Origin of the sequence: Pseudomonas synxantha (genome assembly GCF_900105675.1) — a bacterium.
GTDB classification, from domain to species: Bacteria; Pseudomonadota; Gammaproteobacteria; order Pseudomonadales; family Pseudomonadaceae; genus Aquipseudomonas; species Aquipseudomonas synxantha.
In genome coordinates, this window is record NZ_LT629786.1 from 731,409 (window position 1) to 754,691 (window position 23,283).

The following is a 23,283-nucleotide window of genomic DNA, read 5'->3' on the forward strand; positions in this document are numbered from 1 at the left end:
GTAGGTCACCGTTTGCTTTTGATGATGGTGCCAAGGCCTTGCAGGTAGGCCACCAATGCGTCCATTTCGGTCTTGCCCTTCACGGCGGCGGCTGCACCGGCGATATCTTCGTCGGTGTAGGGCACGCCCAGGGTGCGCAAGACTTCCATCTTCTTCGCGGTGTCCTTGCCGTCGAGCTTGTTTTCCACGAGGAACGGGTACGCCGGCATTTTCGACTCAGGCACCACGTTGCGCGGGTTGTACAAGTGCGCGCGCTGCCAGTCATCGGAGTAACGCCCGCCAACACGGGCCAGGTCCGGGCCGGTGCGCTTGGACCCCCACAGGAACGGGTGGTCCCACACGCTTTCACCGGCGACCGAATAGTGGCCGTAGCGTTCGGTTTCGGCGCGGAATGGGCGGATCATCTGCGAATGGCAGCCCACGCAACCGTTGGCGATGTAGACGTCGCGGCCTTCCAGTTCAAGGGCGGTGCGTGGCTTCATGCCTTCGACCGGCTTGTTGGTCACGTCCTGGAAAAACAGCGGAACGATCTGGGTCAGGCCGCCGATACTCACGGCGATGACCATGAAGAAGGCCAGCAGGCCGATATTCTTCTCGACTACTTCATGCTTCATCAGTGGGCTCCCACAACGGCGATCTTGGCGGCGGCTTCGGCTTCTACAGGGTCAGAGGCACGCACGGTGCGCCAGACGTTGTAGGCCATCAACAGCATGCCGCTGGCAAAGAACGCTCCGCCCAGGGCCCGCACGATAAAGCCCGGGTGGCTGGCCTGCAGCGCTTCGACGAAGGAGTAGGTGAGGGTGCCGTCATCGTTGATCGCACGCCACATCAGGCCCTGGGTGATGCCGTTGACCCACATCGAGGCGATGTAGAGCACGGTACCGATGGTGGCCAGCCAGAAGTGCGCATTGATCAGCCCGACGCTGTGCATCTGCACGCGGCCGAACAGTTTGGGGATCATGTGGTACAGCGCGCCGATGGAAATCATCGCCACCCAGCCCAGTGCACCGGCGTGTACGTGGCCGATGGTCCAGTCGGTGTAGTGGGACAGCGAGTTGACCGTCTTGATGGCCATCATCGGCCCTTCGAAGGTCGACATGCCGTAGAACGCCAGGGACACTACCAGGAAACGTAGGATCGGGTCGGTGCGCAGCTTATGCCAGGCGCCCGAGAGGGTCATCATGCCGTTGATCATGCCGCCCCAGCTTGGGGCCAGCAGGATGATCGACATCGCCATGCCCAACGATTGTGCCCAGTCCGGCAGCGCGGTGTAGTGCAGGTGGTGAGGACCGGCCCAGATATACAGGGTGATCAGCGCCCAGAAGTGCACGATGGACAGGCGATAGGAGTAGATCGGGCGCTCGGCCTGTTTCGGCACGAAGTAGTACATCATGCCGAGGAAACCGGTGGTGAGGAAGAAGCCTACGGCGTTATGGCCGTACCACCATTGAATCATCGCATCCGTCGCACCCGAGTAGGCCGAGTAGGACTTGAACAGGCTGACCGGCAAGGACGCGTGGTTGACGATGTGCAGCATCGCCGTGACCAGGATGAATGCCCCGTAGAACCAGTTGCCCACGTAAATGTGCTTGGTCTTGCGCTTGACGATGGTGCCGAAGAACACCACTGCGTAGGTCACCCAGACAATTGCGAGCAAAATCGCAATCGGCCATTCCAGCTCGGCGTATTCCTTGGTGGTGGTGTAGCCCAGGGGCAGGCTGATGATGGCGCCGATGATGACCGCCTGCCAGCCCCAGAAGGTGAAGGCAGCCAGGCTGTCGGAGATCAGGCGGGTCTGGCAGGTACGCTGCACGACATAGTAGGACGTGGCAAACAACGCACATCCACCGAAGGCAAAGATCACCAGGTTGGTGTGCAGCGGGCGCAGGCGACCGAAGGTCGTCCATGGCAGGTCGAAATTCAATTGCGGCCAGACCAGTTGCGAGGCGATGAACACCCCGAGCCCCATGCCAAGGATCCCCCAGACCACCGTCATGATGGCGAACTGGCGGACTACCTTATAGTTATAAGCAGTCGGACTGATTGCTGTGCTCATTCTAAGGTTCCACGGTTTAGGTTTTTTTATAGGTAAAATCGGTCGCAAGTATGTAGAAAGCGAGGGGCCATTGCAACGCAATGGCTGACCTGTATCAATGCGTCCCACGCCAGATTCTGCGCCCTTTCCATGTTTGGCGTAAGGATTAAATCCGAAATATAAAGCTGATCAAATGGACAGGAATTTTAGGGGGCGCAACGGATACCGTCGCCTACGCCAGAATTGCTCCACTGTGGGAACAAGCGTAGACCCGAATATGAGGGGGGGAAAGCTGGGTGTTGCGAGGGTGCGACACTTGGTCGCGACTTGAACATGTGACGAGAGAGCTTGCTCCCTCGCCACAGATAGAGCGCTTACTGAGGTTGGCTGTCTGGCGTTGCACCATCAGCGTTATGGGACAGGCTATACACGTACGCCGCCAGCAGATGCACCTTGTCATTGCCCTGCAGCACTTCCTGGGCCGGCATCTGGCCCTGGCGACCATGGCGGATGGTCTGCTGCAACTGCGCCAGGCTGGTGCCGTAGATAAACCCGCTTGGCTCGGTCAGGTTCGGCGCGCCCATGGCTTCCACGCCATGGCCTTGTGGGCCGTGACAGGCCACGCACGTGGTGCTGAATGCGGCTTGGCCGGCGGCCAGGTCGGCGGTGTTGTCCGCTGGCAAGGGCAGCTTGGCCAGGTCGTGGCGCACATAGGCAGCGACGTTCTTCACGCCGTCCTCACCCAGCACTTCACCCCAGGCCGGCATGGCTGCATGGCGACCGGCCATGATGGTGGCCTTGATCGCTTCGGCCGAACCGCCCCAGCGCCAGTTGCTGTCTGCCAGGTTCGGGAAACCATAGGCTCCCTTGGCATCCGAGCCGTGGCACACCGCGCAGTTGGAGGCGAACAGGCGGCCGCCCATCTTCAACGCTTGCGGGTCCTTGGCGACTTCCTCCACGGGCATCGCCGCGAATTTGGCGAAGATCGGCCCGAACTTGGCGTCGGCCTTGGCCATTTCCTTGTCCCATTCCTTGGTCTGGGTCCAGCCGTCCTCATAACCCGGCAGCACGCCTTTCCAGTTGCCCAGGCCCGGGTAGAGGATCAGGTAGCCGACGGCAAACACCAGGGTGCCGGCGAACAGCATGAACCACCACTGAGGCAGCGGGTTGTCGTATTCCTCGATACCGTCGAAAGCGTGGCCCATGGTCTGGTCGACGCTGCCCTTGGTTTCGCCCTTGCGGGTGCCGACCAAGAGCCAGGTCAGGCCAATCAGGCTGCCGAGGGTCAGAACGCAGATCCATGTACTCCAGAAGGTGGTCATGGCCGAGTGCTCCTTGTTGCTGGCTCTGCTTGAGCGTCGGTTGGGGAGGGTTCATCGGCAAACGGCAGCATGGTCGCATCGTCAAACTCCGACTTGCGCCGTGGGCTGAACACCCACAGCGACAGGCCGATAAAGGCGATAGCGACCACCAGCGTGCCTAGGCCGCGGATGGTGCCTGCATCGAATTCAAATCCCATGGCTCACCTCTTGCTCTTGATGGCAGTGCCGAGCACTTGCAGGTAGGAAACCAGCGCGTCCATCTCGGTCTTGCCCTTGAGGCTGGCGACCGCGCCATTGATGTCGTCGTCGGTGTAGGGCACGCCGAGGGTGCGCATCACCTTCAACTTGGTCTCGGTATGGCTGCTGTCGACGGCGGCGGTTACCAGCCATGGATAGGCCGGCATCTTCGACTCCGGTACTACGTTGCGCGGGTTGTACAAGTGCGCGCGGTGCCAGTCGTCCGAGTAGCGCCCGCCGACGCGGGCCAGGTCAGGCCCGGTGCGCTTGGAGCCCCACAGGAACGGGTGGTCCCACACGCTTTCGCCTGCCACCGAGTAGTGACCGTAGCGTTCGGTCTCGGCGCGGAACGGGCGGATCATCTGCGAGTGGCACTGCACGCACCCTTCGCGGATGTAGATGTCGCGGCCTTCCAATTGCAATGCGGTGTAGGGCTTCATGCCTTCCACCGGTTTGTTGGTCACGTCCTGGAAGAACAGCGGGACGATCTGGGTCAGGCCGCCGATGCTCACGGCGAGCACCATCAGCAGCATCAGCAGGCCGACGTTCTTTTCAATCGTTTCGTGTTTCATCATCGACTCCTCAGGCCATCTGCGCTGCGGCGGTGACTTCGGCAGGTTGCGCCGAACGCACGGTGCGCCACGTGTTGTAAGCCATCAGCAACATGCCGGTGAGGAAGATCGCACCGCCCACCAGCCGCACGATGAAGCCTGGGTGGCTGGCCACCAGGGTTTCGACGAAGGAGTAGGTCAAGGTGCCGTCTTCGTTGACTGCACGCCACATCAGGCCCTGGGCGATGCCGTTGACCCACATCGAGGCGATGTAGAGCACGGTGCCGATGGTGGCCAGCCAGAAGTGCGCGTTGATCAGGCCGAGGCTGTACATCTGCTCGCGACCGAAGACTTTCGGGATCATGTGGTACAGCGCGCCGATGGAGATCATCGCTACCCAGCCCAGTGCACCGGCGTGTACGTGGCCGATGGTCCAGTCGGTGTAGTGGGAGAGGGCGTTGACGGTCTTGATCGCCATCATCGGGCCTTCAAAGGTCGACATGCCGTAGAACGCCAGGGACACCACCAGGAAGCGCAGGATCGGGTCGCTGCGCAACTTATGCCAGGCGCCCGAGAGGGTCATCATGCCGTTGATCATGCCGCCCCAGCTAGGGGCCAGCAGCACCAGCGACATCACCATGCCCAGGGACTGCGCCCAATCCGGCAGCGCGGTGTAGTGCAAGTGGTGGGGACCCGCCCAGATGTACAGGGTGATCAGCGCCCAGAAGTGCACGATGGACAAGCGATAGGAATACACCGGACGTTCGGCCTGTTTCGGCACGAAGTAGTACATCATCCCCAGGAAGCCCGCGGTGAGGAAAAAGCCCACAGCGTTATGCCCATACCACCACTGCACCATGGCATCCGTCGCACCGCCGTACAGCGAGTAGGACTTGGTCAGGCTGACCGGGATTTCCAGGTTGTTGACGATGTGCAGGATCGCCACGGTGAGGATAAACCCGCCGAAGAACCAGTTACCCACATAGATATGCTTGGTGTTGCGCTTGGCCACGGTGCCGAAGAACACAATGGCGTAGGCGACCCAGACGATGGTGATGAGGATGTCGATCGGCCATTCCAGCTCGGCGTATTCCTTGGAGCTGGTGTAGCCCAGCGGTAAGCTGATCGCAGCCAGCAGGATCACCAGCTGCCAGCCCCAGAAGCAGAACGCTGCCAGTTTTGGCGCGAACAGCTGGGTCTGGCAGGTGCGCTGCACCGAGTAGAACGAGCTGGCAAACAGCGCGCAGCCCCCAAAGGCAAAGATCACCGCGTTGGTGTGCAACGGGCGCAGTCTTCCAAAGCTGGTCCAAGGTAAATCGAAATTGAGCGCAGGCCAAACCAATTGGGCGGCGAGAAAAACCCCGAGCCCCATGCCGACGATGCCCCACACCACCGTCATAATGGCGAATTGGCGGACCACCTTGTAGTTATAGGCGGTACTTAAAGTAGTGTTCATGGTTCCCCATCCACGGTTCAACCCAAGCAGATGCGGCACTTGGGCTGGAGTTATAGGCAGACTAAAAAGCGAGGCAAGCATGGGCAAAGAGCACAAGGCCAGTATTGACGGGGATCAATGGGCGCAGTGTGTGCGCGAACGCGGCTGGCTGTGGGATGTCGCCACGGGCACGGCTTCGGGCGAGCCGGTTACCCTGATCCTGGCCCATGGCGCCGGCGCGCCGATGGACTCGGCGTTCATGGATGACATGGCTACACGCCTTGCCGGGCATGGCGTGAACGTATTGCGCTTCGAGTTTCCGTACATGGCCCAGCGCCGTGTGGACGGCGGCAAGCGCCCGCCGAACCCGGCGCCGAAACTGTTGGAGTGCTGGCGCGAGGTGTATGGCGAGGTGCGACGTCATGTCGCTGGGAAGCTGGCGATTGGCGGCAAGTCCATGGGCGGGCGCATGGCGAGTTTAGTCGCCGACGAGTTGGGGGCCGATGGCTTGGTGTGCCTGGGTTATCCGTTTTATGCAGTGGGTAAACCGCAGAAGCCACGGGTTGAGCATCTGGCGGAGTTGAAGACACCGACATTGATTGTGCAGGGCGAGCGCGATGCGCTGGGCAATCGGGCGGCGGTGGAGGGTTATGACTTGTCGCCGGGCATCGAGGTGATGTGGCTGATGGCAGGGGATCATGACTTGAAGCCGTTGAAGGCTTCAGGGTTCAGTCATGAGCAGCATCTGGAGGTTGCGGCACTCAAGGTTGTTGAATATCTGCGGCGTTGATTTTCAGGTGGGGCAAGTTTGGCGGTGCTCGCTGAGTTACATCGCTCGACGAGCACCTGTGCAATAAAAGCTGTTTGCTGCTGTTACTCTGCTTCTACGGTTATACATAGCCAACAGGATTGATCCAGTGGGTTGATAACTTCAAAGCCGGTTTGGTACATCATCTCTGATCATATTGAAGCTTCCTTCGGGTTCAAGAGGAAGGCCGTCTACTATGAAACGTGCGGAGAAGGTTCCTTCAGTCGTACCGGCACGCGGATCAAGCTTGATATGGACCTCGGCCCGCTCGGCTTGGATGACGCGAACACCGTCCCAGCCATCGACCGGAGGGATGCTGTGAGCATGGGAAAACAACAAGCCATTTGCAAGTGTGTAAGTCCGATCTATCGGGTCTTCATTTATATAAGGAATCCGAAATGAAAAAGAATAATAGTTTTGTTTATCGGTTCTTCCGATTATTCCCGACAATAGCCAGCGGTGGGTTGGCGTATCTTTGCTCAAGCCAAATTCCAAGCGCTCCGCCTCCGTCTCAGGATTGTTGCCAATTTTCCATTTAAAATACTCATCGCTCTGGCGATGAGTGGCTGGTGGGATGTAGATGTCATATGTGCTCATGATGAACTCCTTCTCAGTCAAACGATAAAGACCCATTGGGGGTCAAGTTTGTTTGTTGAAAACTACTCCCCGAACCAGACTTCATCTACTGTCAAAAGTGACAGTTGACGGCAGCCATGCTTGGGTGTGGCAAATGCTGACCTTGATGCTGGAGGCAAAAAAAATCCCCGATGCTTATCGAGGATTTTTTCTTGGTAGCCATATTCAGCGATTAAATCGCTCCACCAGTGAATACTGCGTATTCGCCGTATGAGTCAGCTCTTCACTCAACTGCGCCGAGCTCATCGCCTGTTCCGAAGTCTGATCCGCCAACAGCGCAATGGTGCTGATATTACGGCTGATCTCCTCGGCCACTGAGCTTTGCTCTTCGGTAGCCGCAGCAATCTGGGTGGTCATGTCGGTGATATTCGCCACCGCTTCGCTGATACCCACCAACGCCTGGTCCGCTTCCATCACCCGCGCCACACCTTCTTCAGCCTGGCGATGCCCGGCGTCCATGGTTTGCACGGCCGCAGCCGCGGTGTTTTGCAGCTTGGCGATCAGGGTATGAATCTGTCCGGTGGACTCCGCAGTCCGCTGGGCCAACTGACGCACTTCGTCAGCCACGACGGCAAAGCCACGGCCCATCTCACCGGCACGCGCCGCTTCGATGGCGGCGTTGAGGGCCAGCAGGTTGGTCTGGTCGGCGATGCCTTTGATCACATCGACCACGCCGCCGATCTCATCGCTGTCCTTGGCCAATTGGGTGACGGTTACGCCGGTCTCGCCCACGGCCACCGAAAGCCGCTGGATCGCCTCGCGGGTTTCCCCGGCGATATCGCGACCGCGACCGGTCAGGCGGTTGGCTTCCTGGGTAGCATCGGCGGTGCGCTGCACGTGGCTGGCAACTTCCTGGGTGGTCGCTGCCATCTGGTTGACCGCAGTGGCTACCTGTTCGGTCTCCACACGCTGGCGTTCCAGGCCACTGGAACTGTTGTGCGCCAGGGTGTTGGAGCGTGCCGCCTGGTCGTTGAGGTGCTCGGCGGTGTCCTGCAAGCGTGTAAGACAGGTCTTCAGACGCGCTTCCTGGCTGAGGATCGACATCTCCAGGCGCGCCTGGGCGCCACGGCTGTCGGTGTACATCTGCGCGATCAACGGGTCGGAGGTGGTCTGCTCGGCCAGGCGCAGCAAACGCTTGAGGCCGCGCTGCTGCCAGCTCAGGCCCAGCAGGCCCAACGGCACCGACAGCGCCGCCGCCAAGGCGAAGCCCCATTGGGACGTAAGGGTGGCGCCGATCATGAAGCTCAATTGGCTGACCAGGATAAATGGCAGCCAGTCCTGCAGCACCGGCAGCCACTTGTCCCGCTGGGGAATGGCCGACTTGCCTTGGTTGATACGTTGATAGAGCGCTTCGGCCCGGCGGATCTGCTCGGCGGTGGGCTTGATGCGCACCGATTCGTAACCTACCACCTGGTTGCCGTCGAAGACCGGTGTCACGTAGGCGTTAACCCAATAATGGTCACCGGTCTTGCAGCGATTCTTGACAATGCCCATCCATGGCAAGCCTTGTTTGAGCGTTGACCACATATGCGCGAACACCGCCGGCGGCACATCCGGGTGACGCACCAGGTTGTGCGGGGCCCGGGTCAGTTCGTCGCGGGTGAACCCACTGATTTCGACAAACGCGTCGTTGCAGTAGGTAATGACACCCTTGGCATCTGTGGTGGAGATCAACCGTTGCTGAGCGGGGAAGGTACGTTCGCGCTGGGTAACGGGTTGGTTATTACGCATGATTGTTCAATCCGCAAGGCTTTCAGGGGTTATCGGTCATGGCGGGCATTTATTTAACTTATTTTTGCAACAATCCGGACGAGCGGGTTAACGCTCAGCCGGCCAGCATCGGATACGTGAACAGCCCGAAGTGAAGCAGGTTCAAGCCAAAGTGCGTGGCAATCGCCGCGCCCAGTCCGCCGAAGCGATACGCCAGGCCGTAACCGACGCCGGCAATACTCGCCAGCAGCACCCACTGCCAACCTGCGCCGAGGTGCACCAGCCCGAATAACAGCGAGGCCAGCAGCAGCGCGAGGTTCTCGCCGTAGGGCAGGTGCTTGAAGCGCTGGCCCAGGCCACCCTGAATATAGCCACGGAACAGCGCCTCTTCGACCAGCGTCACCAGCAGCAGGTTATTCAATACCCACAGCCACGCCTGGTCCGGCCACTTCGGCGCCCAGCTGATCATGCCCATCAGGGCAGCGCCACCCAGGGCGGCGATGGCGGTCAGGGCCAGGGCCAGCGCAGTGACGCAGATCGACAGGCGCAATGACCGCCGCGCCACAATCCATGGGCAGGCCAATAGCAGCCAGAAGCCGATCAGCGGTTTGTCTTGGTTCAGGTACATCGAGAAGGGCACGGCGTCAGGGGTAAAACGCTGGGGGGCGATGCCCCGGCCGTTGTAGAAACCCGGTAGCCAGTGCATCGCCAGGCCCAGGGCCAGGACGATGAACAAGCCGTGGCCCAGGTAGCGGGCCCAGGGGGTGCGTTGCTGGCGTACGGCGTAACCGGCCACCAGCAGCAGCGCCACGGACACTGCTGCCAACAGGCCCAGTTGGCCGTAGAGCAAGGCCACGACATAGCCAATGGAAAGCAGCGTGAGGTACAGCCAGGGCAGGGCAATCATGTGAAATCCTTCGAAAAAACTGGGCGGCATTATAGCGAGCGGCCTGGTTCGGCGGCATGAAAACTCCTCCACGCAAAAAGGCTGTAGGGAAAGGATTGCCAAGTAAGTTTGCGGGTGGTTATAGTCGACGCGTCTTTATCCCTTCAAAAAGATCAGCACATGCCAGCTTCCCAGCGCATAGCGGTAGTCGATTCAGCGGTCAACGCTGGGGTCGTGCCGTGCGGCGCCAAGCAGCCTGCGCAGATCAGTCACTACCCGCCACCTGTCAGTAGCACGCCGGTGTACGCAGTCGTATCACCGCCGGGTGTTGGCATTTCGGGCTGACCAGCTGTTCGCTGTAGCCCTGTGCCTACCTGAAAAAACCTACTGAAATTCGGTATTTACCGAGTCGGCTTTTTTGCCTGAACACAGGTGGTAACTCATGTCTGTTATTTCGAAACAATCCGTGGCCGCGGCGGCCTCGACGAGCCTGTTTGTCCTGCTGTGGAGCAGCGGGGCGATTTTCTCCAAGCTGGGCCTGGCTCATGCTTCACCCTTTGCCTTTCTGCTGATCCGATTTGCCATCGCCCTGGCCGGGCTGGTGGTGCTGGTGCCAATCCTCAAGTTGCAGCTGCCACGTCCCGGCAAGCCCATGCTGTATGCGGTGTCGACGGGCCTGGTGCTGCTGGGGGCCTATCAGATTTTTTATCTGCTGGCCCTGGACCTCAAAGTCACCCCTGGGGTGATGGCCACCATCATGGGCGTACAGCCGATCCTCACCGTGGTGCTGATGGAGCGCCAGCGCTCCGGGCGCCGGTTGTTCGGCCTGGGGTTGGGCTTGGCCGGGTTGATCATGGTGGTGTACCAGGGTATCGGGCTGGCAGGCATGTCCCTGGCCGGGATGCTGTTCGGGCTGCTGGCGCTGGCGAGCATGACGTTTGGCTCGATCATGCAAAAGCGCATCACCGACAATCCGTTGGGCACGTTGCCGCTGCAATACCTGGCCGGGCTGTTGTTGTGCGTGGTTTTCGTGCCGTTCCAACCCTTCCATTTCGAGCACAATGCGAGCTTTTACCTGCCGGTGCTGTGGATGGGGTTGGTGGTGTCGGTGCTGGCAACGCTGCTGTTGTATCGCCTGATCGCCCGGGGCAACCTGGTGAATGTCACCAGTCTCTTCTACCTGGTGCCGGCGGTGACGGCGGTGATGGACTACCTGATCTTCGGCAACCGGCTGGCGCTGTTGAGCCTGCTGGGGATGCTGTTGATCATCGTCGGTTTGGTCTTTGTATTCCGTAAAAACTGAAACCCACCCCTGTAGGAGCGAGTCAGCTCGCTCCTACCCTTTTTGCGGGCGCAGCACCAACCACAACGCCCCGGCAATCAACACCCCGCCATACAGGTGGGCCATGGACAACGGCTCATCCAGCAGCAACGCGCCCCACAACACACCGAATGGCGGAATCATGAAGGTCACGGTCATCGACTTGACCGGGCCAATGGACGATAGCAAGCGGAAATACAGGATGTAGGCGAATGCCGTGCACACCAGCCCCAACCCCAGCAACGACGCCCATACCTGCCAGCCGCCCCAGCTCGCCGGTGGCTGGCTGATGGCGCTGTAGGCAAAAAACGGCAGCAAGAACAATGTAGCGCCCAGCATGCTGCCCAGGGCCGACAGGCGACTGTCCAACCCGCCGCGCTGATCCAGCCAGCGCCGCGCCAGGAAACCGGCAAAGCCATAGCAGGTGGTCGCCAGCAGGCACGCCAGTGCGCCCATCAACAATTGCAGATCAAAGGCCACCGGCCCCGCACGCGTGAGCACGGCTACGCCAAGCAGCCCCAGGGCTACCCCCGCGACTTTCGACGGTGTCAGGCGTTCGCTGAAGAACAGCCCGCCAATCAGCACGCCCATCAACGGCGTGGTGGCATTGAAGATCGCCGAATAACCCGCCGGCAATACCTGGGCCGCCACCGAGTACATGGTCGCCGGGATTCCTGAGTTGATTACGCCCAGCAGCAGTACCGTCTTGAACTTGCCCTGGAAATCCCAGCTCACGCGCATCATCGCCAGGATCACCAACAACCCCACGGCGGCAATCGACACGCGGAAAAACGCAGTCGGCACGGTGCCGATTTCCGGCGCGATGATGCGCATGAACAGGAAACTCGCGCCCCAGATGGCCGCCAGTCCCAGCAAGTAGAGGGTATCAACAGGTCTCACGGAAAACTCCTACGCCAATCAGGCGGGGAGTGTTGCCCAGCGTCTTGGTCGACACAATCTCTAAGTACCGCGGCCCATGAAAAATCTTCCTTCTCCTGCCACCGTTCACTGGCTAAGCTCTGGGCTTCCAGCTACCCGCTCGAGGTTTCCCGCATGTTGCAGCCCGCCCTCGTTATCGCCCGGATGATCCTCGACGGCTTTGATGATTACCGTGAGCACTTTCGCCTGATCACCGATGGTGCCCGCGAACGATTCGAGAAGGCGCAGTGGCAGCAGGGGCAGGCCGCCTCGGCGGCGCGTATCAACCTCTATGAAGAGAAAGTCGCCGAGGTCACCGCGCGCCTGCGAGCCAGCTGCGAAGCGGCCGCGCTGTTGGACATCGACCTGTGGCCCCAGGTGAAAAGCGCCTATATCGACCTGATCGACCTGCGCTTTGACGATGAACTGTCCGAGACCTGGTACAACTCGATCTTCTGCGGCCTGTTCAGCCATGACCTGATCAGCGACCGCTGCATGTTCATCCACACCACTCGGCCAAGCCAGCGCCGTGCAAGGGCGGCGCAAACCCGGATCTACACGCCAACCGGTAATATTGCTCAGATGCTCGCGCAGGTGTTTGCTGACTACAGTTTCAGCGAGCCCTACGCCGACCTGCCGGCAGACCTGCAACGCCTGGAAGCCCAATTGCGGGAAAACCTGCCGGATTGGGTATGTAAAGACCCGGACCTCAACGTCGAGTTGTTTTCCTCGGTGCTCTACCGCAACAAAGGTGCCTACTTGGTAGGGCGCATCTACACGCGTGACGAACAATGGCCCCTGGTCATTCCGCTGCTGCACCGCGAAGGCCGTGGCATCCAGATCGATGCGTTGATCACCGACGAAGCCGACGTGTCGATCATTTTCTCGTTCACCCGTTCCTATTTCATGGTCGATGTGCCGGTGCCCGCCGAATTCATCGGCTTTCTCAAGCGCATCCTGCCGGGCAAGCACATTGCCGAGCTATACACCTCGATCGGCTTCTACAAACACGGCAAATCCGAGTTCTACCGTGCGCTGATCAACCACCTGGCCACCACCGATGACCAGTTCATCATGGCCCCCGGCGTGCGCGGCATGGTCATGAGCGTGTTTACGCTGCCGGGCTTCAACACCGTGTTCAAGATCATCAAGGACCGTTTTTCGCCGTCGAAAAACGTCAACCGCGCCACGGTGATCGAGAAATATCGCCTGGTTAAGAGTGTCGACCGGGTCGGGCGCATGGCCGACACCCAGGAGTTCGCCGACTTTCGCTTCCCCCTGGGCAAGTTCGAGCCCAAATGCCTGGCCGAGCTGCTGGTGGTTGCTGCCGGCACGGTCCAGGTCGAAGGCGACACGGTCCTTATCCGCCACTGCTGGACCGAGCGGCGCATGACCCCGCTCAACCTCTACCTCGACAACGCCAACCCCGCCCAGGTACGCGAAGCCCTGGAAGACTACGGCCTGGCGATCAAGCAACTGGCAGCGGCGAATATCTTCCCCGGCGACATGCTGCTGAAAAACTTCGGCGTCACCCGTCACGGCCGCGTGGTGTTCTACGACTATGACGAGATTTGTTTCCTTACCGAAGCCAACTTCCGGCATATCCCGGCACCGCGCACCCCGGAGGATGAAATGGCCTCCGAGCCCTGGTACTCCATCGGCCCGCTGGACGTGTTTCCCGAGGAATTCCCACCGTTCCTGTTTGCCGACGCCGGCCAGCGCAAGCTGTTCGACGAGCTGCATGGTGAGTTGTACAACGCCGATTACTGGAAGGGCCTGCAGGATGCGATTCGCGCCGGCAAGGTCATCGATGTGTTCCCCTATCGCAGAAAGGACCCGCTATAACGCATCCCGGTGTGGGAGGGGGCTTGCTCCCGATGGCGGTGAATCAGTCAACACTTTCATTAACTGACCCACCGTCGTCGGGAGCAAGCCCCCTCTTATCAAACTTCAAGTGAGCTACTGATTTTAAATAGTTAAAATTTAGTCTTAACGCCGGATATTTTGGAGGCGGCCCAGGTTCTGCGCGACGGCGCCATGTCGACGATGTGACCGGGTTGTTGGGTTGTTGGGGCGAGTACATATCCGTTGCTTAGGTAACGGCCGCTTTTGCAAAGTGAGCCGCTGTAAGAGCGGAACCTATAGTGGCCGTTACCTAAACAACGGATATGTACCCAGGACGAAAACCAACATCCTCGGCTGTCAGGCCGCCACGGGAGCAAGCTCCCTGGTTTGCTGCGCGACAGCGTCACATCGAAGATGTGGTGGGGACTCCCACATGTTTGACCTGCCAGATGAGTCGCTTTTCTGCCACACTTGCCGGCCGCGCATAACATAGATGACCGTCGAAGTAGCTGATGACTGACCAAGCACCCACCATCGACCAACTGCTCAAAACCCTCGATCACGCCATGCTCGCCGACCGCCACCGCTTGCGCCGGCAGTTGCTCGAGCTGCGCAAGAAGCCCGATGAGGACAAGCTGGCGCAGTGGGTGGCGCGCATGCAAGCGTCCTGTGCCCAGGTCACGGCACGGCGCGCCAGCTTGCCGGTGATTCGCTATGACGACAGCCTGCCGATTGCCGCCAAGCGCGATGAGATCAAGGACGCGCTGCTCAAGCACCAGGTACTGATCATTGCCGGCGAGACCGGCTCGGGCAAGACCACCCAGTTGCCGAAGATCTGCCTGGAAATCGGCCGCGGTCAATACGGCCTGATTGGCCACACCCAGCCGCGCCGGATTGCGGCGCGCAGTGTCGCCAGCCGTGTGGCAGAAGAGTTGGCCACGCCATTGGGCGCGTTGGTCGGCTATCAGGTGCGCTTCGAAGACCAGAGCGATACCAACACCCTGGTGAAGCTGATGACCGACGGCATCCTCTTGGCCGAAACCCAGAATGATCGTTACCTGGAACGCTACGACACGATCATCGTCGACGAAGCCCACGAACGCAGCCTGAACATCGACTTCCTGCTCGGCTACCTCAAGACCCTGTTGCCGCGTCGCCCTGACCTGAAAGTCATCATCACCTCGGCGACCATCGACCTGGAGCGCTTTTCCAAGCACTTCGACGACGCGCCGATTGTCGAGGTGTCGGGCCGCACCTTCCCGGTGGACACCTGGTATCGCCCGCTGACCCTGGAGCAGGACGAAGAGGGCAACCGTGTCGAGGACGACCTGACCGTCGACCAGGCGATCCTCGCCACCCTCGATGAAATCGCTGCCTATGAGCGCAGCGAGCGACGCAGCCCCGGCGACGTGCTGGTGTTTTTGCCGGGCGAGCGTGAGATCCGCGACGCCGCCGACATGCTGCGCAAGGCCCAGCTCAAGCACACTGAGATCCTGCCGCTGTATGCGCGCCTGTCGCCGGCCGAGCAGCAGCGCATTTTCCAATCCCATCCGGGCCGGCGCGTGGTGTTGGCGACCAACGTCGCGGAAACCTCGCTGACGGTGCCGGGCATTCGCTATGTGATCGACAGCGGCACGGCGCGCATCAGCCGCTACAGCTACCGCGCCAAGGTGCAGCGCCTGCCGATCGAGGCGATCTCCCAGGCCAGCGCCAACCAGCGTAAAGGCCGTTGCGGCCGGGTTGAGCCGGGCATTTGCATTCGCTTGTACAGCGAAGAAGATTTTATCGGCCGCCCGGAATTTACCGACCCGGAAATCCTGCGCACCAACCTGGCCGCCGTGATCCTGCAGATGCTGCACCTGCGCCTGGGCGAGATCACCGATTTCCCGTTTATCGAACCGCCGGATGGCAAGGCGATCAGCGACGGTTTCAACCTGCTGCAGGAACTCTCGGCGGTGGACCGTAACAGCCAACTCACGCCGTTGGGTCGCCAGCTTGCACGCTTGCCGGTGGACCCGCGCATGGGCCGCATGTTGCTCGAAGCGGCCAAGCTGGGCAGCTTGCAGGAAGTACTGATCGTCGCGAGCGCCATGTCGATCCAGGACCCGCGCGAGCGCCCACCGGAGCGTCAACAGGCCGCCGACCAGGCCCACGCTCAGTGGAAGGATCCGGATTCGGACTTCGCCGGGCTGGTCAACCTGTGGCGTGGCTTTGAAGAGCAGCGCCAGGAACTGACCGCCAGCCCGCTGCGCAACTGGTGTCGCAAGAACTTCCTCAACTACTTGCGCCTGCGCGAGTGGCGCGACTCCCATCGCCAGTTGAGCCTGATCTGCCGCGACATGCAGCTGAGCGTCAATAAAGAGCCGGCGGATTTCCCCAAGCTGCACAAGGCAGTGTTGTCCGGCCTGCTCAGCCAGATCGGCCAGAAAACCGAAGACGGCGATTACCTCGGTGCGCGGCAGCGGCGTTTCTGGATCCACCCCTCGTCCGGCATCGGCAAGAAGCGCCCGCAATGGCTGATGACTGCCGAGCTGGTGGAAACCACCAAGCTCTATGCGCGCATGGTGGCGAAGATTGACGCCGACTGGATCGAGCCGCTGGCCGGGCACCTGATTAAGAAAAATCACTTCGAGCCCCATTGGGAGAAGAAGCGCGGCCAGGTGGTGGCATTTGAGCAGATCACGCTGTTCGGGTTGATCATAGTCGGACGTCGGCCGGTGCATTACGGGCCGATTGACCCGGTGGTGTCCCGCGAGTTGTTTATCCGGGAAGGCCTGGTACGCGGTGAGATTCAGTCCCGCGCCAAGTGCCTGACAGCTAACCAGCGCCTGCTGGAGCAACTCGACGAATTGGAAGCCAAGGCCCGCCGTCGCGACATCCTCGCCGACGAAGAAACCCTCTACGCCTTCTACGACGCACGCTTGCCGGCGGAGATCCACCAGACGGCCACCTTTGACAGCTGGTACAAGGTCAACAGCCAGAAAGACCCGCAATTGCTGATCATGCGCGAAGAAGACGTGCTGGCCCGTGAGGCCAGTGAAGTCACCGCCGCGCATTATCCGGACACCTTGCACCTGGGCGACCTGGCCCTGGCCTTGAGTTACCACTTCGAACCCAATCACCCCCGCGACGGCGTCACCCTGCGCGTGCCGGCGCCATTGCTGCCGGCCTTGCCCGCCGAGCGCCTGGAGTGGCTGGTGCCAGGCGTGATCGAAGCCAAGTGCATCGCCCTGGTACGTAACTTGCCCAAGGCGCTGCGCAAGAACTTCGTGCCGGTGCCGGACTTCGTCAAGGCGGCGCTGCAACGCATCGAGTTCGGCCAGGGCTCGCTGCCCCAGGCGCTGGGGCGCGAACTGCTGCGCATGACCGGTGCGCGGGTCAGCGATGAAGCCTGGGCCGAAGCGGCACAACAGGTGGAAAGCCATCTGAAGATGAACCTGGAAGTGGTCGACGGCCAGGGCAAGTTCCTTGGCGAAGGCCGCGACCTCGCCGAGCTGACCGCACGGTTTGCCGAAGCCAGTCAGGCCGCCCTGGCCGTGCCGCAGACCGCCAAAAGCCAGCAGCCGGTGGAGGCCAAGGTGTTCGCGGCAGTGGCCGAAAAGACCCAGCAAAACATCGCCGGCCTGTCGATGACGGTGTACCCGGCGCTGGTAGAAGAAAACGGTACGGTCAAGGAAGGCCGTTTCTCGACCGCCGCCGAGGCTGAGTTCCAGCATCGCCGCGCATTGCAGCGTCTGCTGATGCAGCAACTGGCCGAGCCGGCGAAATTCCTGCGCGGCAAATTGCCGGGCCTGACCGAGTTGGGTTTGATGTACCGCGAGCTGGGGCGTATCGACGCGCTGGTGGAAGACATCCTGCTGGCCAGCCTCGACACCTGCGTACTGGAGGGCGAAGCCAGCCTGCCTCGTGATGGCGCCGGCCTGGCGGCTTTGGCGGAACGCAAGCGTGGCAGCTGGACCGAACACGCCGAACGCCTGGCGCGCCTGACCCTGGACGTGCTGAAGCTGTGGCACGGCCTGCAAAAGCGCTTCAAGGGCAAGATCGACCTGGCCCAGGCGGTAGCCTTGAACGATATCAAGCAGCAACTGGGCAATCTGGTGTACCCGGGTTTTGTACGGGAAACCCCGGCGCAATGGTTCAAGGAACTGCCGCGTTTCCTCAAGGCCATCGAGCTGCGCCTGGAAAAACTGCCTGGCCAGGTGCAGAAAGACCGGGTGTGGAGCACCGAACTGGGCGGCCTGTGGGCGCAATACCAGAACCGCCTGAACAAACACACCCAGGAAGGCAAGCGCGATCCGCAGCTGGAGCTGTACCGCTGGTGGCTGGAAGAATACCGTGTCTCGTTGTTTGCCCAGCAGTTGGGCACCAAGGTGCCGATTTCCGATAAGCGCTTGAGCAAGCAGTGGAGCCAGGTAGAACCCTGAATTTCACCCAGTTTCCCGAACTGGGCAGGTCCCAAATGTGGGAGGGGGCTTGCTCCCGATAGCGGTGTGTCTGATACAAATCCAGCGGCTGGTACACCGTAATCGGGAGCAAGCCCCCTCCCACATTCAAGGTGTTTGTGTGGCCTATAGCGCCAAGTCCCCGGCATTGTGGCAAACTTCGCGGTCACAAGATTGAATAACGAATTGCCAGTTTGATGCCCGCCTGATGGACTCAAACGACTTACAGTTTGGTACGACGGTACCAATATCTTCTGCCTGACAGATCTAGAGGAACGACCGTGCATAACGTCGTCATCAGCGGCACCGGCCTGTATACCCCGGCCAACAGCATCTCCAACGAAGAACTGGTGCAGTCTTTCAATGCCTACGTACAACAGTTCAATGCTGACAACGCTGCCGCCATCGAGCGTGGCGATGTGCAAGCGCTGACGGAGTCGAGCGCGGCATTCATCGAGAAAGCGTCCGGTATCAAGAGCCGTTTTGTGATGGACAAGGACGGCATCCTCGACCCTCAGCGCATGGCCCCACGCTTGCCCGAGCGCAGCAACGACGAATGGTCGGTGCTCTGCCAGATGGCCGTCGGCGCCGCCGAACAGGCTCTGCAACGCGCCGGCAAGACTGCCGCGGATATCGACGGCGTGATCGTCGCCTGCTCCAACCTGCAGCGCGCCTACCCGGCGATTGCTATCGAAGTCCAGGAAGCCTTGGGTATCCAGGGCTTCGGTTTCGACATGAACGTGGCGTGCTCCTCGGCCACCTTTGGCATCCAGAATGCAACCAACAGCATCCAGTTGGGCCAGGCCCGGGCGATCCTGATGGTCAACCCGGAAGTCTGCACCGGCCACCTGAACTTCCGTGACCGCGACAGTCACTTCATCTTTGGTGATGCGGCCACCGCGGTGGTCCTGGAGCGCGCTGATTTGGCGACGTCCGAGCACCAGTTCGAGGTGGTGAGCACCAAGCTGCTGACCAAGTTCTCCAACAACATCCGCAACAATTTCGGCTTCCTCAACCGCACCGCGGAAGAGGGCATCGGCGCCCCTGACAAGCTGTTCGTGCAGGAAGGCCGCAAGGTCTTCCGCGATGTCTGCCCGATGGTGGCCGAGTTGATTGGTGCACACCTGGCGGAAAACCAGCTGGACGTCACCGATGTGAAGCGCTTCTGGCTGCACCAGGCCAACCTGAGCATGAACCACCTGATCGTGAAAAAGCTGCTGGGGCGCGACGCGTCGGTGGAAGAAGCGCCGGTGATCCTCGATACGTATGCCAATACCAGCTCCGCCGGTTCGGTGATTGCGTTTCACACCTATCAGGACGACTTGCCCAAGGGCACCGTGGCGGTGCTTAGCTCGTTCGGCGCCGGGTATTCGATTGGCAGCGTGATCCTGCGCAAGCGCTGAGTGTGTGGGAGCTGGCTTGCCTGCGATGGCATCACTGTGGTGTGACTGATACACCGAGGTGTCTGCATCGCAGGCAAGCCAGCTCCCACAGGACCGGGTGTGCACTTTTAAATAGAGGTTTGAATGGCAGCAGCGGACGACGCGCACCTGCTTGAACGCTTGCTCAAGGGAGAGCAGCGGGCCTACAAGGAATTGGTCAGCACTTACCAGAACGCAATGCGTGCGGTGGCCTATGCCATTGTCGGCCAGCGCCACGCCGACGAGGTGGTGCAAGACGCCTGGCTCTCGGTGGTGCGCAACCTGGCCAGGTTCGAAGGACGCTCCAGCCTCAAGACCTGGCTGCTGACCATCACCGCCAACTCCGCCAAAGGGCGTTATAAACAGAATCGCCGGGAAGTGCTGCTCGACGATTTGCCTTCGCCCCATGGCACCATTGGTGATGAGCGATTCAGCCCGGATGACGGCCACTGGGCAGTCGCGCCGTATGCCTGGCACCAGGACACCCCGGAAGCGCTGCTGACCGAGGATGAATTGCGCGAATGCCTGGAGCACACGATTCTGAGCTTGTCCCAATTGCAGGGCAGTGTGCTGGTGCTCCGTGAACGCCAGGGATTGGAGTTGGAAGAAATCTGTAATCTTCTGAGCCTTTCACTTTCCAATGTACGTGTGCTGTTGCATCGAGCGCGGCTTAAAGTCTTCGCCACGGTGGAGCATTTTGAGGAAACGGGAGAATGTTGACCTGTAAGGAACAAGTCGCTCGCTCCAGTGATTATCTCGATGGGCAATTGACCTTTCGCGAGCGTCTGCTCGTGCGTCATCACTTGATGTTTTGCCCGAACTGCCGACGCTTTATCCGTCAGATGCGCCTGATGCAGGCGACGCTGAAGATCCTGCCGCAGGAGCCGGTAAAGGATGTCGATGCGCTGGCTGAACGATTGGCAGCCGAACGGCTGAAAGATTTGTAGGAGCGAGCAAGCCCGCTCCTACAACGGGGGGGTTAGAACTTGGCTTCAGCATCCAACTGCAAGGTGTTGGTATTGGCATCACGCTGCGTGCGGCTGGCGTAGTCAGCCTTGGTCAGGAAGTACGTGGCGCCGAGGGCAAAGTTCTTGTCGATGTCGTAGCTGACCTTCATCTTATGGCCGCGCGAACCGGTGGTACCGTTGGCGAAGTCCGAATCGGTGAAGGCGCCTACGACGGCATTACGTTGAACGTCGCGGTAGTTGTAGTCCAGGTTGAAACCGAACACCTTGGACTTGGCACCCAGCAACCACGCGGTGTCCTGATCGGTCACAGCATCGTTGTTCTTCACGTACTGGCCGTAGAACGCCAGGGGCACTGCCAGGCCGCCGATATCTGCCTGGGCAAAACCTTCATACAGGCGGAATTCGTTGTTGGCCGAGTTGCCGTTGACCGCCAGCGCGCAAGGCGTGGTGGTGGTTGTGCAGCGGCTGTCCTCGTCATTTTTGTAGGCGTAGACGCTGCCGCCCAAGGTCATTTTCAGGTTGTCGGTAACCGAGAAACGCGTGCCCAACTGGCCGGACGTCAGGCGCAGGTCGTGGCGGAACTGCACGCCGTCGCCGTCGACGTTGTCCTTGAGGTTGTAGTTGCCCAAGCTGCCGAACAGTTCGGCGCTGCTGCCAAGAGGGTATTTGTAGGTGACGGCCAGGCCTTCCGGGTTGATGTCGCTATCCCAAATCACATCGCCCATGTTTACCCATGGCTGGAGCATCTTGCCGCCGATCACGTGCAGGTTCTTGATCTGGTCCGGGTGGTAATCGATGTAGCCCAGGTCCAGCCAGATCGATTTCTTATCGAAGTAGCCGTCTTGGTCCTGGTTGGTAGACCGTGCGTCATCGCCGCCACCCGTGGCGATGCGGATGCCGGTGTCCACCTGCGGGTTGATCTCGGTGTAGGCACCCAGGCGGGCACGGATACGTTGACGGTCCTTGTCACGCCCGCCGTTGTTGGGCTCGCCATCGATCTTGATGGTTTCCTGGCGGAAGCGTACGTCACCCTTGAACTGGGTCTTGGCGGCCCAGGCCAGCTTCTGGTCGAAGCTGCTCAGCTCGTTGGTTTTTTTCGCAGTGGCCGCGATCTGCTCGTTGGTCTCTTGTTGAGCTTGCCGTGCGATCTGCTGTTCTTTCTGGTCCCTGGCCAGCTCTGCTTGCAGTTCGCTGTACTGCGCCGCAGTGATCTGGCCGTTGGCCTTGAGCATGTCGAGCAATTTAGCGTCGACTGCAGCGCTGGCCGGTAGACTCAGGGCCAGCAACAGGCCGCCACACAGGACCGCCGCAGTTTTAGTGGAAGCAAGACGCATATCAATCTCCGAAAGTGAGGAGGGATGGCAAACCATCCAGGACACAACCGACCCATGACGGACGGAAAAAATGTTACCCGGTAGACCCAGGCGCTCTAAAAACTGGCGTCAGTATCGCGACCGTTTATGACGGAGTAGTGGCTAAGTGATTTCATCTAGATGACAAATGGGCTGAGGTTGGAACTATTTATTTCCAAGTCTGTCAGCGTGTTTTCAAGGTGTGCACGGGGTTGCGATAAGCGATACTCGCCAGGCTTTAACGCCAAGAATCAGTGAGGATGCCGATGCCGTTGCAACGCCTGGACAGCCTGTCCGAAATCGCCCCTGAGGTCTGGGACGCCCTGGTGCCGCAGGCGCAGCCGTTTGTACGGCATGGGTTCTTGAGCGCGCTGGAGGACAGCGCCAGCCTGGGGCCGCAATCGGGCTGGCAGCCGGAGCATCTGCTGCACTGGGAAGGGCAGCGCCTGGTAGCGGCATTGCCCAGCTACCGCAAATGGCATTCCTATGGCGAGTATGTGTTCGACCATGGCTGGGCCGATGCCTGTGAGCGCGCCGGTATCGACTACTACCCCAAGCTGCTGACGGCGGTGCCGTTCAGTCCCGTCAGTGGCCCACGTGTTTTGGGCGCCAATGCCGAGGACGGCTTCGAGTTGCTCAAGAGTCTGCCGGGCTACCTGGAGATCGAAGGGCTCTCCAGCGCCCATATCAATTTCACTGACGCCTTGGCCGATGAGGCCTTGGCCCTGCAGCCGGGCTGGATGCAACGCCTGGGCTGCCAGTTTCATTGGCAGAACCGCGGCTACCGCGACTTCCAGGATTTTCTCGATGCCTTGAGTTCACGCAAGCGTAAGCAGATGCGCAAGGAGCGCGAACAAGTGGCGGGGCAGGGCATTGAGTTCGAGTGGCTGCAAGGCCATGAACTGAGCGAAGCTCAATGGGATTTTGTCTATGCCTGCTACGCCAACACCTATGCAGTCCGCCGCCAATCGCCCTACCTGACCCGTGCGTTTTTCAGCCTGCTGGCCGAACGCATGCCCGAAGCGATCCGCGTGGTGCTGGCCAAACAAGGCTCGCGCCCGGTAGCCATGGCTTTCAGCCTGATCGGTGGCGACAGCTTCTACGGCCGCTACTGGGGCTGCCTGGCGGAATTCGACCGACTGCACTTCGAAACCTGTTTTTACCAGGGCATGGACTACGCCATCGCCCACGGCCTGCAACGCTTCGACGCCGGTGCCCAGGGCGAGCACAAATTGATTCGCGGGTTTGAGCCGGTGATTACGCGATCATGGCACTACCTGCGTCATCCGGGGCTCAAGAGTGCCGTGGCGGACTTTCTTGAGCGTGAACGGGTGGGCATTCTGGCGTATGCCGAAGAGGCGAGGTCAGCCCTGCCTTATCGGCAGGGCTGACCCGT

At 60.4% G+C, this 23,283-nt stretch carries 19 protein-coding genes; 8 read left to right on the forward strand and 11 right to left on the reverse strand.

Features of this window, described 5'->3' with window-relative positions:
* Positions 1 to 5: 5 nt before the first annotated feature.
* The 6 genes from ccoO (BLU48_RS03505) to ccoN (BLU48_RS03530) all read right to left on the reverse strand — a co-directional run bounded on the left by ccoO (BLU48_RS03505) (position 6) and on the right by ccoN (BLU48_RS03530) (position 5,601).
* Entirely contained in the window at positions 6 to 614 is a 609-nt protein-coding gene (gene ccoO, locus BLU48_RS03505; protein WP_003193167.1) for a cytochrome-c oxidase, cbb3-type subunit II, read from the reverse strand.
* Positions 614 to 2,056 (reverse strand): cytochrome-c oxidase, cbb3-type subunit I, encoded by a 1,443-nt coding sequence (gene ccoN / locus BLU48_RS03510; RefSeq protein ID WP_046071705.1) that lies wholly within the window; start codon positions 2,054 to 2,056, stop codon positions 614 to 616. The genes ccoO (BLU48_RS03505) and ccoN (BLU48_RS03510) overlap by 1 nt, the downstream gene beginning before the upstream one ends.
* A gap of 353 nt (positions 2,057 to 2,409) precedes the next feature.
* On the reverse strand, positions 2,410 to 3,357 hold the full coding sequence (gene ccoP / locus BLU48_RS03515) for a cytochrome-c oxidase, cbb3-type subunit III (RefSeq protein ID WP_057023100.1): 948 nt from the start codon (positions 3,355 to 3,357) through the stop codon (positions 2,410 to 2,412).
* Positions 3,354 to 3,554 carry a CcoQ/FixQ family Cbb3-type cytochrome c oxidase assembly chaperone gene (locus BLU48_RS03520; protein WP_043048991.1) on the reverse strand — a complete coding sequence of 67 codons (201 nt, stop codon included), beginning with the start codon at positions 3,552 to 3,554 and terminating at the stop codon, positions 3,354 to 3,356. Before BLU48_RS03520 ends, ccoP begins: the two co-directional genes overlap by 4 nt.
* A gap of 3 nt (positions 3,555 to 3,557) precedes the next feature.
* Positions 3,558 to 4,166: a cytochrome-c oxidase, cbb3-type subunit II gene (gene ccoO / locus BLU48_RS03525; RefSeq protein WP_057023099.1), complete on the reverse strand. Its 609-nt coding sequence runs from the start codon at positions 4,164 to 4,166 to the stop codon at positions 3,558 to 3,560.
* A gap of 10 nt (positions 4,167 to 4,176) precedes the next feature.
* Entirely contained in the window at positions 4,177 to 5,601 is a 1,425-nt protein-coding gene (gene ccoN / locus BLU48_RS03530; protein ID WP_046071707.1) for a cytochrome-c oxidase, cbb3-type subunit I, read from the reverse strand.
* 79 nt (positions 5,602 to 5,680) lie between these two features.
* Here ccoN (BLU48_RS03530) and BLU48_RS03535 point away from each other — a divergent pair, with 79 nt between their 5' ends.
* Positions 5,681 to 6,370: an alpha/beta family hydrolase gene (locus tag BLU48_RS03535; protein WP_057023098.1), complete on the forward strand. Its 690-nt coding sequence runs from the start codon at positions 5,681 to 5,683 to the stop codon at positions 6,368 to 6,370.
* A gap of 141 nt (positions 6,371 to 6,511) precedes the next feature.
* On the opposite strand, the gene BLU48_RS03540 is transcribed toward BLU48_RS03535, so the two are convergent.
* The 3 genes from BLU48_RS03540 to BLU48_RS03550 form a co-directional block, all read right to left on the reverse strand.
* Positions 6,512 to 6,985 (reverse strand): hypothetical protein, encoded by a 474-nt coding sequence (locus BLU48_RS03540; protein WP_083348189.1) that lies wholly within the window; start codon positions 6,983 to 6,985, stop codon positions 6,512 to 6,514.
* A gap of 204 nt (positions 6,986 to 7,189) precedes the next feature.
* On the reverse strand, positions 7,190 to 8,755 hold the full coding sequence (locus tag BLU48_RS03545; RefSeq protein ID WP_057023096.1) for a methyl-accepting chemotaxis protein: 1,566 nt from the start codon (positions 8,753 to 8,755) through the stop codon (positions 7,190 to 7,192).
* 94 nt (positions 8,756 to 8,849) lie between these two features.
* A complete protein-coding gene (locus BLU48_RS03550; RefSeq protein WP_057023095.1) occupies positions 8,850 to 9,641 on the reverse strand; it encodes a CPBP family intramembrane glutamic endopeptidase in 792 nt (263 codons plus the stop codon).
* Positions 9,642 to 10,062: 421 nt separating this feature from the next.
* Between BLU48_RS03550 and BLU48_RS03555 the strand changes: the two genes are divergently transcribed.
* A complete protein-coding gene (locus BLU48_RS03555) occupies positions 10,063 to 10,923 on the forward strand; it encodes a DMT family transporter (RefSeq protein WP_057023094.1) in 861 nt (286 codons plus the stop codon).
* Between the two features lie 33 nt (positions 10,924 to 10,956).
* Here the strand turns inward: BLU48_RS03555 and BLU48_RS03560 are convergent, their stop codons facing one another.
* A complete protein-coding gene (locus tag BLU48_RS03560) occupies positions 10,957 to 11,841 on the reverse strand; it encodes a DMT family transporter (RefSeq protein ID WP_057023093.1) in 885 nt (294 codons plus the stop codon).
* 153 nt (positions 11,842 to 11,994) lie between these two features.
* Here BLU48_RS03560 and aceK point away from each other — a divergent pair, with 153 nt between their 5' ends.
* The 5 genes from aceK (at position 11,995) to BLU48_RS03585 (ending at position 20,514) form a co-directional block, all read left to right on the forward strand.
* Complete coding sequence (gene aceK, locus BLU48_RS03565; protein ID WP_057023092.1) at positions 11,995 to 13,704, forward strand: bifunctional isocitrate dehydrogenase kinase/phosphatase; 1,710 nt, start codon at positions 11,995 to 11,997, stop codon at positions 13,702 to 13,704.
* A gap of 512 nt (positions 13,705 to 14,216) precedes the next feature.
* Positions 14,217 to 18,128: an ATP-dependent RNA helicase HrpA gene (gene hrpA / locus BLU48_RS03570; protein WP_057023091.1), complete on the forward strand. Its 3,912-nt coding sequence runs from the start codon at positions 14,217 to 14,219 to the stop codon at positions 18,126 to 18,128.
* A gap of 299 nt (positions 18,129 to 18,427) precedes the next feature.
* On the forward strand, positions 18,428 to 19,549 hold the full coding sequence (locus BLU48_RS03575) for a beta-ketoacyl-ACP synthase III (protein WP_057023090.1): 1,122 nt from the start codon (positions 18,428 to 18,430) through the stop codon (positions 19,547 to 19,549).
* Between the two features lie 123 nt (positions 19,550 to 19,672).
* Entirely contained in the window at positions 19,673 to 20,287 is a 615-nt protein-coding gene (locus BLU48_RS03580) for an RNA polymerase sigma factor (RefSeq protein WP_057023089.1), read from the forward strand.
* A complete protein-coding gene (locus BLU48_RS03585; RefSeq protein ID WP_046071717.1) occupies positions 20,281 to 20,514 on the forward strand; it encodes an anti-sigma factor family protein in 234 nt (77 codons plus the stop codon). Before BLU48_RS03580 ends, BLU48_RS03585 begins: the two co-directional genes overlap by 7 nt.
* Positions 20,515 to 20,546: 32 nt before the next feature.
* Here the strand turns inward: BLU48_RS03585 and BLU48_RS03590 are convergent, their stop codons facing one another.
* Positions 20,547 to 21,869: a putative porin gene (locus tag BLU48_RS03590; RefSeq protein WP_057023088.1), complete on the reverse strand. Its 1,323-nt coding sequence runs from the start codon at positions 21,867 to 21,869 to the stop codon at positions 20,547 to 20,549.
* 284 nt (positions 21,870 to 22,153) lie between these two features.
* Here BLU48_RS03590 and BLU48_RS03595 point away from each other — a divergent pair, with 284 nt between their 5' ends.
* Positions 22,154 to 23,278, forward strand: a complete 1,125-nt coding sequence (locus BLU48_RS03595; protein ID WP_057023163.1) for a GNAT family N-acetyltransferase — start codon at positions 22,154 to 22,156, stop codon at positions 23,276 to 23,278.
* Positions 23,279 to 23,283: the final 5 nt, after the last annotated feature.

What these genes read in the sequence shown, in the direction of transcription:
- ccoO (WP_003193167.1), bottom strand. Translation starts at nt 614, where the DNA reads ATGAAGCATGAAGTAGTCGAGAAGAATATCGGCCTGCTGGCCTTCTTC.
- ccoN (WP_046071705.1), bottom strand. Translation starts at nt 2,056, where the DNA reads ATGAGCACAGCAATCAGTCCGACTGCTTATAACTATAAGGTAGTCCGC.
- ccoP (WP_057023100.1), bottom strand. Translation starts at nt 3,357, where the DNA reads ATGACCACCTTCTGGAGTACATGGATCTGCGTTCTGACCCTCGGCAGC.
- BLU48_RS03520 (WP_043048991.1), bottom strand. Translation starts at nt 3,554, where the DNA reads ATGGGATTTGAATTCGATGCAGGCACCATCCGCGGCCTAGGCACGCTG.
- ccoO (WP_057023099.1), bottom strand. Translation starts at nt 4,166, where the DNA reads ATGAAACACGAAACGATTGAAAAGAACGTCGGCCTGCTGATGCTGCTG.
- ccoN (WP_046071707.1), bottom strand. Translation starts at nt 5,601, where the DNA reads ATGAACACTACTTTAAGTACCGCCTATAACTACAAGGTGGTCCGCCAA.
- BLU48_RS03535 (WP_057023098.1), top strand. Translation starts at nt 5,681, where the DNA reads ATGGGCAAAGAGCACAAGGCCAGTATTGACGGGGATCAATGGGCGCAG.
- BLU48_RS03540 (WP_083348189.1), bottom strand. Translation starts at nt 6,985, where the DNA reads ATGAGCACATATGACATCTACATCCCACCAGCCACTCATCGCCAGAGC.
- BLU48_RS03545 (WP_057023096.1), bottom strand. Translation starts at nt 8,755, where the DNA reads ATGCGTAATAACCAACCCGTTACCCAGCGCGAACGTACCTTCCCCGCT.
- BLU48_RS03550 (WP_057023095.1), bottom strand. Translation starts at nt 9,641, where the DNA reads ATGATTGCCCTGCCCTGGCTGTACCTCACGCTGCTTTCCATTGGCTAT.
- BLU48_RS03555 (WP_057023094.1), top strand. Translation starts at nt 10,063, where the DNA reads ATGTCTGTTATTTCGAAACAATCCGTGGCCGCGGCGGCCTCGACGAGC.
- aceK (WP_057023092.1), top strand. Translation starts at nt 11,995, where the DNA reads ATGTTGCAGCCCGCCCTCGTTATCGCCCGGATGATCCTCGACGGCTTT.
- hrpA (WP_057023091.1), top strand. Translation starts at nt 14,217, where the DNA reads ATGACTGACCAAGCACCCACCATCGACCAACTGCTCAAAACCCTCGAT.
- BLU48_RS03580 (WP_057023089.1), top strand. Translation starts at nt 19,673, where the DNA reads ATGGCAGCAGCGGACGACGCGCACCTGCTTGAACGCTTGCTCAAGGGA.
- BLU48_RS03585 (WP_046071717.1), top strand. Translation starts at nt 20,281, where the DNA reads ATGTTGACCTGTAAGGAACAAGTCGCTCGCTCCAGTGATTATCTCGAT.
- BLU48_RS03590 (WP_057023088.1), bottom strand. Translation starts at nt 21,869, where the DNA reads ATGCGTCTTGCTTCCACTAAAACTGCGGCGGTCCTGTGTGGCGGCCTG.
- BLU48_RS03595 (WP_057023163.1), top strand. Translation starts at nt 22,154, where the DNA reads ATGCCGTTGCAACGCCTGGACAGCCTGTCCGAAATCGCCCCTGAGGTC.